Below are 14185 nucleotides of genomic sequence, written 5' to 3' on the forward strand. Positions count from 1 at the left end.
CAATGGAGTATGCCGCAATCGGGAGTGAACGATGCGGTGAGATTTCTTTTTGCATTTGCATATAAGGATAAATAAATGGAAGGAAAGACTATGAAAATTGCCACTGCATTATTGATGGTCGTTGTAATTTCTCTCCCCGGCTATTCGCAGTCAAAGACTTTCATTCGCGAATATACGTACACGGCAGGCGATGCCGACAGCAAAGTGACCTCACGCGCAATAGCGCTCGATCAGGTGAAAAGGATTCTGCTCGAAGAGATCGGAGTTTACCTTCAGAGCACATTTGAAATGACGAAGCAGGAAGAGAACGGGGGGCTGAAAGACCTGACCAAGGAACAAATACAGAGCATCACAGCCGGAGTCACCGAGACAAAAATTCTCGAGGAGAAATGGAACGGTGAAACCTATTACATGAAGGCTTCGATTACCGTCGACCCTGAAGAGGTGGAAAAAAACGTCGCGCGTATTGCAAACGACGAGGGTAAGGTAAAAGAACTCGAGGAGACAACGCGAAAAGCCGACAGTGCCTATGCAGAAATTGCGGAGCTGCGAAAGCAGCTGGATGAGGCAAAAAATGAAAATGAAAGACTCAAAGCTCGAACGAACTATGAAGAAGCCTCCAACAGACTTTCCGCCAGCGATTGGTTCCAGAAGGGGTACAACGCTGCAGACATGAAAGATGATGATAACGCGATAGTTTATTATGAGAAGGCAATCGAACTCGATCCGAATTATTCGCTTGCATACAACAATCTCGGAATCTCCTACTACAATAAAGGCAACATCGTCAATGCCATGACCGATTACAAGGAGTCGATTCAACTCGATTCCCACTTTGCACTGCCGCATTACAATTTGGGCATCGCGTACTACGCTAGGGGCGACACCGAGGACGCCATTGCGGAATATGAAAAGTCAATCGAACTCGATCCGCAATATTCGAATGCCTATAACAACCTGGGTCTCGTCTACTATGACAGGGGCCAGAACGACGATGCAATCGCAGAGTACGATAAAGCGCTGGCGGTCGATTCGAGAAACCCGCTTCCTTATTACAACCTCGGTCTCGCTTACTGTGCGAAAGGCGATACCGAGACCGCCATTACGGAGTACGAAAAGACAGTTGAGATCAATCCACAGTATTCAAATGCCTATAACAATCTGGGACTGATCTTTTACGACCGAGGTGAGATCGACGAGGCAATCACGGAATACGACAAGGCTGTCGAAGCCGATCCAAGTAATTCGCTCGCTTACTATAATCTGGGGCTTTGCTACGATGATAAGCACAACACCGATGAAGCTATCATGGAATACGAGAAGTCGATCGAACTCAATCCTCAGTATGCGAACGCCCACTTTTATCTCGGGCTGATCTACTTGAATAAAGGCGATAACGCCAGGGCGGTCACGGAGTATGAAAAAGTGATTGAGCTCGAATCGAATAATTCGCTCGCCTATTACAATTTAGGACTTGCCGAATACAATCAGGGGGACAACGATGATGCCATAACGCACTATGAGAGATCAATCGAGGTCGATCCGCAATATACGAACGCCTATTATAATTTAGGCCTTGCATACGCTGCGAAAGGCGACAACGATGAAGCGATCATAAACTATAAAAAGGCGGTCGAACTTTCCCCGCAGTACACAGATGCGTATAATAATATAGGGCTTGCATACTACTCAAAAGGCGACAACGACCTGGCTTTGGAAAATTACGAGAGGGCGGTCGGGATCGATCCCAATTACGGACTCGGCTACTACAACATCGGAATTGTTTATTATCACGAGGGAGATAAAGAGAAAGGGATCAGGTACTTCAAGAAGGCAGCTCGGCTCGGAAATTCCAATGCGCAAGACTGGCTGACTAAAAATGGCTATTCATGGTGATGGAAATTATGGAGAGGCGGATCTCTAAGAAGACCGATAAGCCCCGGTAAATTACTCAAATTATATGACCAGCGGATACTGCGCATAGTCATTCGTTTCCGTTCGCTCTGACGGGATGTGAGAGTTGCATTCTATGAGTGAATGAAATAAATTTGGGAGTCATATGGGCAGTGTCCTAGATGATGTCGAATTAGTACATGCTTCATATTCGGAAGGAATGTGGTCGATGGGGATAGGCAGCATGGTACAGGAATGAAATAGTTAGTGATCATTTTATGAGTTAGGAGGTTTATAAAATGAACAATGAACTATCGACTCTTTACTCAGATCTTGCCTCAGTTTTCTTTCGGTATGCGCATATTTCAGGGGCACTTGAAACGTACATGACGGTTCTCGAGGATCGAGATCTCCAGAAAGCCTTCAGCAAAATCGTTTTAGGCACGGAAACGGAATGGAAACAGATTCATCGCTTCATGAATGTGAAGGGGATAAATGTGAAATGGTATCCCGAACTTCCCGTTCATAGTATCATCGGGGAAAAAGAGTCCCTGTTTAATTTCTTATATGGCGTTACGCTGAGTCGCATGGTGGATCATCTTGATTTTTATTTTTCTTCCATACTGCGGAATTGTTACAAGTTGACCGAACCGATCAGCAGCCCTTTTACGCAGTTTATGCTGAGAACTGGAATTGATTTGCATGCGCGCAAGCATGGGGCTTTCATGTCCAAGCTGGTGCAGGACAGACGTAAGATCGAACATAACAGGGCGCAGATTGACCGCGACCTGCTTAACGAAATGGTCAAGCAGCATGTCAATCATGTCTATAAAGAAGGTGATACAATTCAGAAAAACCATATCGATGTGGTGCTCACTTATCAGGTTATTCGGGAATTCGCACAAGATGTCGAGGCGGAACTGGCAAAAGTAATGAATAAACAGAACGCAGTTTAATCTGCCGTGCGGCGGCCATGCGGGGTGCGTAGAAATCGATTATCGTGGTTCCCATAAAGGGAGGGCTGTACTAAACCAACGAGTTTATACTTCATCCATGAAATAAATCCGAGGGGCAAACTGCCATTGATCTCATTTGTTCAGAATTCGTGCGCAGAAGCTTCACGCACCCAGCCTTACTAAATCTTCTTTCCTTCTCCGCCACGTCACAACAAATCCAATCACCATTATTATCACTCCGCCCCAGACGAGATTGATGAATGGCTTGATTGTAGCTTCGATGACCAGCACCGGCTTCTTGTTTAAATTGCTTTGCTGCGCTTGAGCAAGAAGTGAAACATCGGACGAGTTCTTCGCCGGGATGTAGCCAATCATAATGGATGCCTGTTTCGTCTTGTCGTCGACGTGGACGTCGGTAACGGTGAACTGATCCCCTGACTTTGTGGTTGCGGTGTTAAGCTCGTTCTGCCCGCCGGGTACTATCTTGTTTGACGGCATCACCATTTCCGTTTTGCCGTCGGCATTCGTCAGTTCGATCAATGAAGCAAGATCGAACGCTTTCCCGTCTATCATGGCCTGTCTCTGATCATCTGCAACCTGAAACCCTTTAAACTCCATGGTATATTTCCCGAGCCTGACGGGTTCGTTCAAGTTGAGCGCGACCTGGACGCCGTATTGACTCGCTTCGATTCCGCTGCCGCTGCTTTCTTCGAGCGCCTGCGGGGACAAATAGAGATCGCGTGTCAGCATGTTCTTCCCGATGAACGCGAGCAATGATGGCTGACTGAAGATATCGTAGTTGACAAGGCTGAAGATATACGGATGACGCATGATTGCGCCGCCGTTATAGGAGCTCGCATACATGACGAGAGGTGCGTTGAATTTGCTTCCGCCGTTATCGACGGTGACGTTGTAAGCGGTTTTCTCTTCGTCGATCTGCGAAGTCCCGACGTATGTAAGTTTGTATCCGAATGCATCCGCAGGTTGGCCCAGCGGGAGACTGAGTGTGACGTGTTTATCATAATGAGCCGACGCGATGATCCCGATGAACAGCAGCGACACGCCCACGTGAGCAACCGAAGCTCCCATGAACTTCGGATTACCCTTGGCAATTTTATAAGCGATCTCCAGGTTCACAAAGAATGCGAATGCGCTCGAAATGAAAAACAAAACCATCATGATGTCGTGCATCCCTGCAAATATCACGATCACCGTGAGTATCGTGGCCGCAGATGCAGGAAGCTGCATTGTCTTGAGAAGAGTCTGAGAGTTAGACTTTTTCCACCAGAAAAGTTGTCCGAGGCCGATCATGGCGGCCATGAGAATTGCGAGCGGGAGATTTGTCTTGAGATAATAGCTCGTGTCGATCGCGCTCGCCTGGCCTTTCAGAATATTTGTGATGAGTGGTGCGCTCGTGCCGATCAAGGTGAAACCCGCGACGATGACGAGCGATGCGGCACCCAGGAAAAGGGCGAACTCCCGTGAAGTAAGTGTGTAATGAATTTTTTGTCTCGGAATTTCTCTCACTCGCAGGAAGTACAAGCTCAGGCCCAAGATCAGGAAGAATCCGATCAGCGCCACGAGGAGAATATAGACCCACATTCCGGGTGTCTCAAAACTATGAACCGATGTATCGCCGAGAACCCCGCTGCGTGTGAGAAAAGTACTGTAGAGAACCAGGAGGAACGGAAGCATTCCCATGATGAAATTTGCTCTTAAGAAACCTCCCGTGCGCCGCTGTACGAGCAGCGTGTGAACGGAAGCTACCGCTACGAGCCATGGTATGAACGATGAATTCTCGACGGGGTCCCATCCCCAAAATCCACCCCATCCTAATGTCTCATATGCCCAGAAGCCGCCGAGTGTTATTCCGAATCCGAGAATTGCCGACGTGAAGAGTGTCCACGGCACGGCGACATTTGTCCAGTTCCTATAGTCTTTTCTCAGCAGCCCGGAGATCGCATGCGCGAACGGAACCGCGGTTGATGCGAAGCCGAGGAACAAAATCGGCGGGTGGATCACGATCCAGAAATTTTCCAAAAGCGGATTTAATCCTCTGCCGTCATCGGGCATCATGCCCGGGTGCGCGGTCTGGGGCCACGTCTGCCAGACATACTCGAAAGGATTTTTCACGACGGCCAGCAAAATCAGAAATGAAGCTATCGCAGAATAAATTCCCATCACGGACGACTCGTAGTGATGCCTTCTCGAATAGTTCATCAGGATCAGACCGATGATGCATGTGTACATCGTCCATAACATGAAACTTCCTTCCTGTCCCACGTAGAAAGTCGAAACCAAAAGTGCCGAGGGGAGGCTGAGAGAACTGTAACTCCAAACATAAGTATATTGAAATTGATGGGTGAGGAGCATGTTCATCAGGTAACCCGCCGTCAGTATAACCGAAGTTGCTCCGATATGGTATCCTGCACGCGCAACCTTCAAAAACTTTTTATCGTCCACGTTTCCGCCAGAGGCGGATGCGCCTTTGGCGTGGAAGAAACTATAGACGTACCCGAACGTCGCAATCAACATTCCGGCGAACCCGACCAGAATCAGAACATGACCGATCATATTATTCTTACCTCAACTTACCAGTTATTGGTAGTCTGTAGGAGCTTGTGCTGAAGATTGAGGTCCCGTTTTCGACTGATATTTTGAAGGGCATTTTGTGAGGACATCGCTTGCATAGAACACACCGTTTTCGCAGCGTCCCTTCGCCACGATGTCGTTTGCTATCTCAAAGTTGTTCGGCTTCGCGCCCGCGAGCACGACAGGCAAAACTGTCTTTTCGTCGTCGGCCATGTAGAAATGGAATGTGTTTGTGTGCGGGTCATAGTATGTCTGCATGTCTTTTACCCAGGAGCCTTTCACTTGCACGGTGCGGTGCGTTTGTGCAGCCGCCTTGGCCGAAACGTATTCTATGTTGTTCTGCATGAAAGAAATTGCGCCGAAAATTATAAACGCAACTATAACCAGCCCGCCGACCACGTACTTAGCTTTCATCTTGCTGCTTTCTCCTTGTCAGATTCGCTCCCGCGAGCCGGATCTTCGATTTGCTCGTATAGCTTATTCACCTTCTTATCTAACCGAAACAAATAGAGAAAAATTCCCAGCCATATAACCAATACGATCGCCAAAACCACATAAAGCGAATGTTGATCGAGGAAACTGTAGAGTGAACTCATTTAATTTTCTCCGCTCAATTGTCTGTTTGCCATTAAATTTATCCTCGTCTTTAACTGGAACAGCCAGATGTACAGGGCAGTGAACCCGATCAGAGATGAATAGAAGACGTATCTCATGTTCATATCCATATACATTTTACCATTAGCATTTACAATCGGTGCAGGTGAACCTCCGCCGCCCGGATGGAGACTGAAAGTTATTCTTGGCATGATGAAAACGAAGAACGGAACGGTGACAAATGCCACTATCGAATAAACCGCCGAAAGAGATGCTCGTCTCTCCTCGATCTCCAACGCGCTGCGAAGAGAAAAGTATGCTCCGTAAATCATGAGGAGAACGAATATGGAAGTTTCCCGTGGATCCCAGTTCCAGAAACTTCCCCAGTTAAACTTCGCCCATATAGAACCCGTGATCGTTGCGAGGACGCTGAAGATGAAACCCAGTTCGGCGGCAGTCGCTGACTTGACGTCATACGTCATGTCTTTTTTCCTCAGGTAACCGATGCCGTACCACATCGACATGAAAAATGCGAGGACCGCGAGCCACGACATGGGGACGTGAAAGAATATTATCCGTGCCTTGGGACCCAACCCCGGAATCTCGCCGATCGGCATAGCGAAACCGAATGCGGCGACCGCAGCAATCCAAATTCCTATTAATATTTTCATCCAGCTTTTCATCAATCTCTCCAGACAAAATCAAATAAAAGAATCGAAACCGTCGTAACAACGACGGCATATGAAATCATTATCTTAAGATCATCGGCGGCGCTGGCGACGGGGGCACCTTCAACCGAAAGACGCGTTGCGTCGATGACACTCATCAGTAAAGGGAGCAATATTGGAAACGATAGAACGGGGTAGAGTGTTCCCTTCGAGTTTGCTTTTGATATGATTGCTGCGATGAAAGTCGAAGCAGATGCTAGTCCGAAACTTCCGATCAAGATCGTGAGCAGAAAAATCACGGGCGACTGGATTGTGAACGTCGGCATGGTCAATAGATAAGCCGTGGTTATCATCGCATTCAGGACGTAGATCAGCAGCGCATTGAATGCCAGCTTCCCGAGGAGGACCGACGTCGGTTTGACCCAGAGCTGCAAGGTCATCGTAGTTCCTCTTTCTTCCTCACTGACAAATGACCGCGAGAGACCGCTCATCGCCGCGAAGAAAATTATTATCCACAAAATCCCGGCGGAAAGGCTCGGTGAAACGGTCTCTCCTGTCGTAGAAAAGAGAACAATTGAGAGTGTGACCACGACGAACATAATCAGCGCGTTCAGCGCATAGCGTGTACGGAGTTCTCCATAAAGGTCTTTGGTGAATACAGCGGCGGCTCCTCTCATGCGATGAAGATAGCCCGATGGAGATACATGTTCAAGGAAGGGATTCTCAGATGGTCGGAAGCGGAGAGGGAGGCAAACTACGTCCCGCAAAGAGCGGCGGAACTTCGTTTGCTTGAGGATTCAAAATGCACTCTTAAATATGTTCGCTCAGGATCCTTTTCTTCAGAATCGCTTTGCACGACCCGGTCTTGAAATATTTTTCTAATTTTCTCGCTTGCTGTTCTGTTTCGACTCCGATGAGCCCAGCGAACTTTAGGGGTCTGTAGACCTTTGTAGATTGCACCATGCCGTCGTTATGTTCAGCAAACCGTCTTTTCAACGAATTTGTTGAACCAACATACAGAAAATCCTTTGAGAGACTTTTCAGAAAATACACAAACCAGAAGTTGTTGAACATTAAATCCCCCTGACCTTTTTAAAATGAGCCTGCCAGACGAAGTCCCACTCCAGGATTTATTCTAGATTTGGGTAATCATGCGGGACGTAGTCTGGCGGAGAGGGAGGGATTCTGCGCCAGAGGCGCATGAGCCTACGGCTCAGAACCCTCGATTGATTTAGGCTTAGAATGTGGTGGCGCCACGTGTTCGTCGAGCCACTTACGACCGACGCCGGTTTTGAGAAACGACTCACGTTTTCGAGCTTCGACTAGTGTCGGGTAGGATTCAACGTGGACCAGTACCCAAGTTGTGCCTCTTGCAGTGAAAGTTGTCTTCTTCTTGTTGTGATCTTTAAGCCTCTCCTCTGGAGACCTCTCCGTTGAACCGACATACCGTTTTTGAAGTTTCTCACTCCAAAGGACGTAAACCCAGCTCATTGTTGAGCACATATCGAAGCGGAGAGGGAGGGATTCGAACCCTCGATACCCCGAAGGGTATTCCGGTTTTCGAGACCGGCCGATTCAACCACTCTCGCACCTCTCCAGCACCTTTTTCGATCACCTGCAAGACGAAGCTCAAGCCCGGTCCTGCGGAGAGGGTGGGATTCGAACCCACGGTACAGTCTCCTGCACACACGCTTTCCAGGCGTGCCAATTCAGCCACTCTTGCACCTCTCCAGGCGAATTTGTCGTTAAATTTAACACCTTGGCACGATGGCCACAAGAAATATTTCCACCGGTGGCTAAGCATAATTCTTGATTTTTACTTTAGACCAGAATATCTTGCAATCAGATTAGGAACACGAATGAGCACTGATGATTTTGATTTTACGTTCGACGACGAGCAATTCGACGAGTTCGAAAAGCATAACATCGACGAGGAAATAAGACGCCTCCGCAAGGAGGAACCAACCTTTTCGAACATCGCCGCATTGGAAGAAATAATAGACTATTTCATGAGTCAGGATAAATACGAAGATGCCCTTTTCTTTGCGAACAAATTAGTCGCGATCATGCCTGCAAGCGCCGAGAATCTGGCACGAAGAGGGGAGATAAACGAGGCGCTGGGGAAATTTGAAGTCGCGCTGGAAGATTACACCAGAGCGATTGAATTGAATCCGGTGGAAGTTGACGCATTGATCGGAAGGGCAAGCTGTTTGCAGATGCTTGACATGTTCGAAGAAGCCCTTGATAACATAGATCGGGCTCTTGATATCGAGCCCGGAAGTTATGAAGCCTTGATGAATAAAGGGGTGATTCTCGAGAAACTCGGAAAATACGAGGATGCTTCGAAAGTTTTCAAGTATCTGACAGAGCTTGATCCTGAGGATAAAGACGCGTGGTTCGAGCTGGCATATTGCTTTGATTATCTCGAGGAACCGGACAGATCTTTAAAATGCTACGACAACGTGATAGAGCTGGATCCGTACAATCACAGAGCATGGTACAACCGCGGCATCGCATTGAGTGCCCTTGGAAAATATCAGACTGCAGTTGAGAGCTACGATATGGCAATTGCGATAGATGAAAAGTTCAGCGCGGCATGGTATAACCGGAGCAACGCGCTTTTAAGCATGGGCAAACTGCAGGAAGCGATCAAGAGTTACAAGACGACATTGAAGTATGAGCCCAACGACGTCGCAACATGGCACAACATGGCAACGGCTTATGAGGAGCTCGGCGAATACAAGGAAGCAATTCGATGTTATACGGAGGCGTTGAAAGGCGATACGAATCATATCGAATCCCTTTTCGGCAGGGGAGTGTGTTATGATGCGATCAACATGTATAAAAAGGCGCTCGTTGATTTTAACAGGGCATCGGAACTGGACGGCTCCGACCATGATATATGGCATGCAAAGGGCGACGTGGAGTTCACGCTGGAGCTCTTTAAGGATTCAGTGGAAAGCTACCGGCGCGTCACGGAACTGAAGCAGGATAATGTTGACGCGTGGGTTGATCTCGGGGATGCTTTGGTCGAATGCGATAATTTTAATGAAGCGCTGCAATCTTATGACAAAGCCATTGAAATTTCTCCCGACTGGGGAGAAGCGTATTATCAAAAATGTAAATGCTGCCTCCAGATCGGCGCTTATGACGACGCAATCAGAGGTGCCAAGAAAGCTTTGGAGTTGGAACCTCATAAGATCAATACCTTCTTTCAGGATTTCGGACAGATCCAGCACTCAAATCCTGAAATCTTAATTAAATTTGTTTTCCCAGTTTATCAATGGTTGGTGAATGAAAAAAAATATAAAGAGTCTCACTAAGTTAGTCGGGATTATAGGTCATCCGATTGCGCACAGCTGGTCTCCTGTAATTCATGAAACGGCATTCAAGCTTGCCAAACTGAATTATTCTTATTCTGCATTTGATGTCCATCCGAAGCGCCTGGGCGATGCGTTGAAGGGAATGTCGGCTCTCGGGATAGTCGGGGTAAATGTGACGGTTCCTCACAAAGAAGCCGTCATGGAACATCTCGATGAAATCTCCGCCGACGCAAGACTCGTCGGAGCAGTAAACACTATCTACGTCCAAAATGATTCGTTGGTTGGCCATAATACCGATGTGGACGGAGCAGTAGCCGCATTGAAGCCTTACCGCGACCAGATTGCGGACGAAAACGTGACGATTTATGGCGCGGGCGGCGGAGCGCGCGCAGTTGTCTATTCGCTTATCGCACATTTTAAGCCGGCTCAGATTTCGGTCATCAACCGCGATACGTCGCGTGCCGAGTTGTTAAAGAAATTCTTTTTCGATTCGCAGAATTATAAAAATATCAGAGTGGTTGAGCTGCACAATATCAATGAAGGAACTGTGGTGGAGTCAAGCAAACTCATCGTAAATGCGACTCAGGTCGGGATGTCTCCTGCGGTGAGTGAGAATATAATGGTACAGGACGACCGTGACTATGATGGAAAAATCTTCTTCGATCTCGTCTATAACCCGGTTCACACAAGTTTTCTCAGGGCTGCCAAGAAGAAAAATGCTGTCACGATCAGCGGACTTGAAATGCTCTACAATCAGGCCGCAAGTGCCTTTGAGCTCTGGACGGGAGTCGCAATGCCTCTGGAAAGAGTACGCGCCAAGCTTGACGAAAGATTTTTAGGAGAGGGTTCTCGGAAAAAGCAAAAAGTCTCAGCTCATTGAGGATTTGAAAAGAGTTCCTCGATAATCAGAAGCGCGTCGTCGACAGGTCTTTTTGAAATTTCCTTTTCAAGAACGCTTGCCGAAAGCCTTCGGGCAGCTTCCCTCACTCCGGCAGGGAATTCTTCTGTCACCGAGATCAATTTCAGAGTTTCGTTTGCATCAAGGACTCTCATCCCGGAAGACCCCGGGCGCAAGCCTTTTGCGTGTCCAAAAGCCTGAAATGCTTTTCCGACAGATCGTCTCGCGCAGACTCTCGCCTTGCCTTCATTACCCAGATTCATAGCATCTTGAGCCAGCCTAAGCTCGCCTTGTATTTCTTCCGGCAGATCCGTCAGTTCCATTCTTTAAATATTCCTCTAGATAGCGAGCGGTGTGTGAGTTCCTATTTTTCATGATCTCCCTCGGCGGACCCTCGGCAACAATTCTCCCGCCGGCTTCGCCGCCTTCCGGTCCTAGATCTATTATCCAATCGGCGCACTTGACGACATCGAGATTGTGTTCGACCACTATGGCTGTATTTCCTCTATCGACCAATTTTTGCAGCAGATCGAGAAGTATTCTGATGTCTTCAAAATGAAGTCCAGTGGTCGGCTCGTCGAGGATGTAAAGAGTTCTTCCTGTGGAGACTTTGGAGAGTTCCGTGGAAAGTTTTACGCGCTGCGCCTCGCCGCCGGACAATGTAGTGGAAGACTGGCCGAGTCGTATGTAACCGAGTCCGACTTCGTTCATGGTTTGCAGCTTTCTCTTTATCGCGGGGATTTCAGTAAACAATTGGAGAGCGTCTTCGACCGTCATCTCCAGTACATCGGAAATGGATTTCCCTTTGTATTTGACGTCGAGGGTGGCCGCACTGAATCGCTTTCCGTTGCACACTTCGCATTTGACGTAAACATCCGGAAGAAAGCTCATCTCGATTTTCCGCATCCCGTCTCCTTCGCAAGACGGACAGCGGCCGTCTTTTACATTGAATGAAAAACGGCCCGGTTTGTACCCCCGGATTTTCGATTCAGGAAGCTGCGCGTAAAGATCTCTGATTGCCGTGAAGACCCCGACGTAAGTCGCAGGATTGGATCTCGGAGTCCGGCCGATAGGAGACTGGTCGACGTTCACGACTTTGTCGATGAACTCAATTCCGGAAATCGATTTGTAGGGAAGAGGCTGCTCGGCGAGTCTGTAAAAATGTTTGCCGAGAATTCTGTACAAAGTGTCGTTGATAAGACTTGATTTGCCCGATCCGCTCACACCGGTGATGCAGATGAAAAGTCCGAGTGGAAATTTGACTTTGATTTCCTTGAGATTGTTTCCGGAGGCTTTCTCGATCACCAGAGACTTTCCGCTAGGTTTTCTCAAATTTTTGTCGGGCCTGATCGGAATTTCTTTTTCGTTGCGGAGGTAAGCGGCGGTCAGCGATGCCTTTCTTTCGGATAAAAGCTCTTTCAGCGTTCCCGCTTTCACGACGTAACCGCCATGTTCTCCTGCACCCGGGCCGAGATCTACGATGTAATCGGCGTTTTCCATCGTCTCGCGATCGTGTTCCACGACTATTATGGTATTCCCTATGTCCCGAAGCGACTTCAACGAATTGATGAGCCTTTCGTTGTCGCGTTGGTGGAGTCCTATTGAAGGCTCATCTATGACGTACAATACGCCGGTCAGCTGTGACCCGATCTGGGTTGCCAGCCTAATCCGCTGCGACTCACCGCCTGATAAAGTTCCCGACGGGCGGTTAAGATTCAAATAATTCAAACCGACATTCAGCAGGAACGCGAGTCTCGTCTTGATCTCGTGGAGGATAGGTTGAGCAATTTTCTGATTTCTTTTAGGAAGAGTCAAGTTCTTGAAAATATTTTCTACTTTATCGATCGAGCCGCTCACAACGTCGTCAATTGTTGTGGACCTGCCATCGCCGTCGATGACTCTTACAAATCTGCTTTCAGGTTTCAAGCGCGTGCCGTCACAGATCTCGCAAGTTGTGAAAGGCAAGTGAGCTTCGATGTCTTTATACATATCTCCGAAGTACGCCTCGAAATCGAGGTTACGAAGCATCGGGACAAGTCCCTCAAATTTTGTCCCGAGATTTGAAATTGACACCCCGGCGAACTTAATCCTTTTCTGCGAACCCTTTTGATTTTTGCCGAAGAACAGAAGGTCGCGAATCGTAGAGTCAAATTCCTTAAACGGCGTACCGGCATTGACGCCGTGAGGTTCAAGCATTCGGTTCAAGATGCTCATCAGGAAAAAATCATCGCGTCTTGGAAACAATAATGCACCTTCGGTGATCGAAAGCCCTGGAGCGGTAACGATGGCATCCGGCGTGATATTTCTGCTGAGGCCGATTCCGTTGCAGTTGCGGCACATTCCGAATTTTGAGTTGAACGAGAAAGAGTTAGGCGCAAGGTCAGGGTAGCTCGTTCCGCATTTTGGACATGATCTTAGCCGGCTGAAAAAAATATCTTTTTTGAGATCATAATCATGGATGATAACTGTGCCCGCTCCTCTTTCGAGCGAGAGCTTCAGCGAGTCTCTTAGTCTCGGGGAAACCTTTTTTTGGATTTTTAGTTTGTCGACGACGAGCTCGATCGTGTGGGTTGAATAACGTGAAACTTCCATCCCCTCATTGAGGTCGCGCAAGCTTCCGTCGACTCTCACTTGAACAAATCCTTCTGCCATCAGCTCTTTGAAAAGTTCACGGTAATGTCCCTTTCTCCCGATGACGAGCGGTGCGAGTAGCAGAATGTTTTTATTGTTGAGATCGCTCAGGATTGTTTGCAGAATCTGCTCATGCGTCTGTTGCTGCACGGGAATATTGCAATTTACGCAGAATTGTGTCCCGACTTTTGCGAAGAGGAGCCGGACATAGTCGTAAATTTCGGTGACCGTTCCGACCGTAGAATGAGGATTGGTGCTGATGGTTTTTTGTTCGATTGCCACAGAGGGACTCAGCCCTTCAATCAAATCAACATCCGGTCGTTCAAGTATTTCAAGGAACTGCCGGGCGTAGGCCATCATGGTCTCCAGGTAACGCCGCTGTCCTTCGGCATAAATTGTGTCGAAGGCCAGAGATGATTTTCCGCTTCCGCTGAGCCCGGTGATGACTATGAATTTGTCCCGGGGCAAATCTAAATCTATTGACTTCAGATTATGCTGCCGCGCGCCGCGGATCGTGATGTTGCTTGTATCGGGTTTTTCTTCCATTCGAGTTCCGAATTTACGCCGAACCGTCGCGAGATTCAATTCAAAAAGTGAGACACGACGTTTCGAAGGCGTGTGACTTAGACT

General features: G+C 48.0%; 13 protein-coding genes and 2 tRNA genes. 4 read left to right on the forward strand and 11 right to left on the reverse strand.

The genetic code is table 11. The features are described from left to right. The first annotated feature begins 75 nt into the window (after positions 1-75). Positions 76-1896, forward strand: a complete 1821-nt coding sequence (locus VLX91_12975; GenBank protein HUI31119.1) for a tetratricopeptide repeat protein — start codon at positions 76-78, stop codon at positions 1894-1896. Between the two features lie 296 nt (positions 1897-2192). Further along, positions 2193-2849, forward strand: coding sequence for a hypothetical protein (locus VLX91_12980; GenBank protein HUI31120.1), 657 nt, complete (start codon positions 2193-2195; stop codon positions 2847-2849). A gap of 162 nt (positions 2850-3011) precedes the next feature. On the opposite strand, the gene VLX91_12985 is transcribed toward VLX91_12980, so the two are convergent. The 9 genes from VLX91_12985 to VLX91_13025 all read right to left on the reverse strand — a co-directional run bounded on the left by VLX91_12985 (position 3012) and on the right by VLX91_13025 (position 8434). Further along, on the reverse strand, positions 3012-5423 hold the full coding sequence (locus VLX91_12985) for a cytochrome c-type biogenesis CcmF C-terminal domain-containing protein (GenBank protein ID HUI31121.1): 2412 nt from the start codon (positions 5421-5423) through the stop codon (positions 3012-3014). A 24-nt stretch (positions 5424-5447) separates the two neighbouring features. Further along, the gene (locus VLX91_12990) at positions 5448-5855 is read right to left on the reverse strand and encodes a cytochrome c maturation protein CcmE (GenBank protein HUI31122.1); all 408 of its coding nucleotides are present in this window, start codon (positions 5853-5855) and stop codon (positions 5448-5450) included. After that, positions 5852-6037, reverse strand: a complete 186-nt coding sequence (locus VLX91_12995) for a CcmD family protein (GenBank protein HUI31123.1) — start codon at positions 6035-6037, stop codon at positions 5852-5854. The genes VLX91_12990 and VLX91_12995 overlap by 4 nt, the downstream gene beginning before the upstream one ends. Continuing rightward, positions 6038-6706 carry a cytochrome c biogenesis protein CcsA gene (gene ccsA / locus VLX91_13000; GenBank protein HUI31124.1) on the reverse strand — a complete coding sequence of 223 codons (669 nt, stop codon included), beginning with the start codon at positions 6704-6706 and terminating at the stop codon, positions 6038-6040. Between the two features lie 11 nt (positions 6707-6717). Then, positions 6718-7380 carry a heme exporter protein CcmB gene (locus VLX91_13005; protein ID HUI31125.1) on the reverse strand — a complete coding sequence of 221 codons (663 nt, stop codon included), beginning with the start codon at positions 7378-7380 and terminating at the stop codon, positions 6718-6720. Positions 7381-7513: 133 nt separating this feature from the next. Further along, positions 7514-7777, reverse strand: coding sequence for a GIY-YIG nuclease family protein (locus tag VLX91_13010; GenBank protein ID HUI31126.1), 264 nt, complete (start codon positions 7775-7777; stop codon positions 7514-7516). Between the two features lie 132 nt (positions 7778-7909). Beyond that, positions 7910-8194 (reverse strand): GIY-YIG nuclease family protein, encoded by a 285-nt coding sequence (locus tag VLX91_13015; GenBank protein HUI31127.1) that lies wholly within the window; start codon positions 8192-8194, stop codon positions 7910-7912. Between the two features lie 19 nt (positions 8195-8213). After that, positions 8214-8300 (reverse strand) — tRNA-Ser (locus VLX91_13020). 47 nt (positions 8301-8347) lie between these two features. Next, positions 8348-8434: transfer RNA gene (locus VLX91_13025), tRNA-Ser, on the reverse strand. Positions 8435-8562: 128 nt separating this feature from the next. Here VLX91_13025 and VLX91_13030 point away from each other — a divergent pair. Beyond that, positions 8563-10026 carry a tetratricopeptide repeat protein gene (locus tag VLX91_13030; GenBank protein HUI31128.1) on the forward strand — a complete coding sequence of 488 codons (1464 nt, stop codon included), beginning with the start codon at positions 8563-8565 and terminating at the stop codon, positions 10024-10026. Then, a complete protein-coding gene (aroE, locus tag VLX91_13035; GenBank protein HUI31129.1) occupies positions 9998-10906 on the forward strand; it encodes a shikimate dehydrogenase in 909 nt (302 codons plus the stop codon). Before VLX91_13030 ends, aroE begins: the two co-directional genes overlap by 29 nt. Here aroE and VLX91_13040 read toward each other — a convergent pair. Together VLX91_13040 and uvrA are read right to left on the reverse strand one after the other, a co-directional pair. Beyond that, positions 10900-11247, reverse strand: coding sequence for a hypothetical protein (locus VLX91_13040; GenBank protein HUI31130.1), 348 nt, complete (start codon positions 11245-11247; stop codon positions 10900-10902). The two genes, aroE and VLX91_13040, sit on opposite strands and share 7 nt — an antisense overlap. After that, a complete protein-coding gene (gene uvrA / locus VLX91_13045) occupies positions 11204-14101 on the reverse strand; it encodes an excinuclease ABC subunit UvrA (GenBank protein HUI31131.1) in 2898 nt (965 codons plus the stop codon). Before uvrA ends, VLX91_13040 begins: the two co-directional genes overlap by 44 nt. Positions 14102-14185 lie beyond the last annotated feature (84 nt).

This window comes from Candidatus Acidiferrales bacterium (assembly GCA_035515795.1).
Classification (GTDB): domain Bacteria; phylum Bacteroidota; class Ignavibacteria; order Kryptoniales; family JAKASW01; genus JAKASW01.

Coding starts and splice junctions, on each gene's coding strand:
- VLX91_12975 (HUI31119.1), top strand. CDS start 76: ATGGAAGGAAAGACTATGAAAATTGCCACTGCATTATTGATGGTCGTT.
- VLX91_12980 (HUI31120.1), top strand. CDS start 2,193: ATGAACAATGAACTATCGACTCTTTACTCAGATCTTGCCTCAGTTTTC.
- VLX91_12985 (HUI31121.1), bottom strand. CDS start 5,423: ATGATCGGTCATGTTCTGATTCTGGTCGGGTTCGCCGGAATGTTGATT.
- VLX91_12990 (HUI31122.1), bottom strand. CDS start 5,855: ATGAAAGCTAAGTACGTGGTCGGCGGGCTGGTTATAGTTGCGTTTATA.
- VLX91_12995 (HUI31123.1), bottom strand. CDS start 6,037: ATGAGTTCACTCTACAGTTTCCTCGATCAACATTCGCTTTATGTGGTT.
- ccsA (HUI31124.1), bottom strand. CDS start 6,706: ATGAAAATATTAATAGGAATTTGGATTGCTGCGGTCGCCGCATTCGGT.
- VLX91_13005 (HUI31125.1), bottom strand. CDS start 7,380: ATGAGAGGAGCCGCCGCTGTATTCACCAAAGACCTTTATGGAGAACTC.
- VLX91_13010 (HUI31126.1), bottom strand. CDS start 7,777: ATGTTCAACAACTTCTGGTTTGTGTATTTTCTGAAAAGTCTCTCAAAG.
- VLX91_13015 (HUI31127.1), bottom strand. CDS start 8,194: ATGAGCTGGGTTTACGTCCTTTGGAGTGAGAAACTTCAAAAACGGTAT.
- VLX91_13030 (HUI31128.1), top strand. CDS start 8,563: ATGAGCACTGATGATTTTGATTTTACGTTCGACGACGAGCAATTCGAC.
- aroE (HUI31129.1), top strand. CDS start 9,998: ATGAAAAAAAATATAAAGAGTCTCACTAAGTTAGTCGGGATTATAGGT.
- VLX91_13040 (HUI31130.1), bottom strand. CDS start 11,247: ATGGAACTGACGGATCTGCCGGAAGAAATACAAGGCGAGCTTAGGCTG.
- uvrA (HUI31131.1), bottom strand. CDS start 14,101: ATGGAAGAAAAACCCGATACAAGCAACATCACGATCCGCGGCGCGCGG.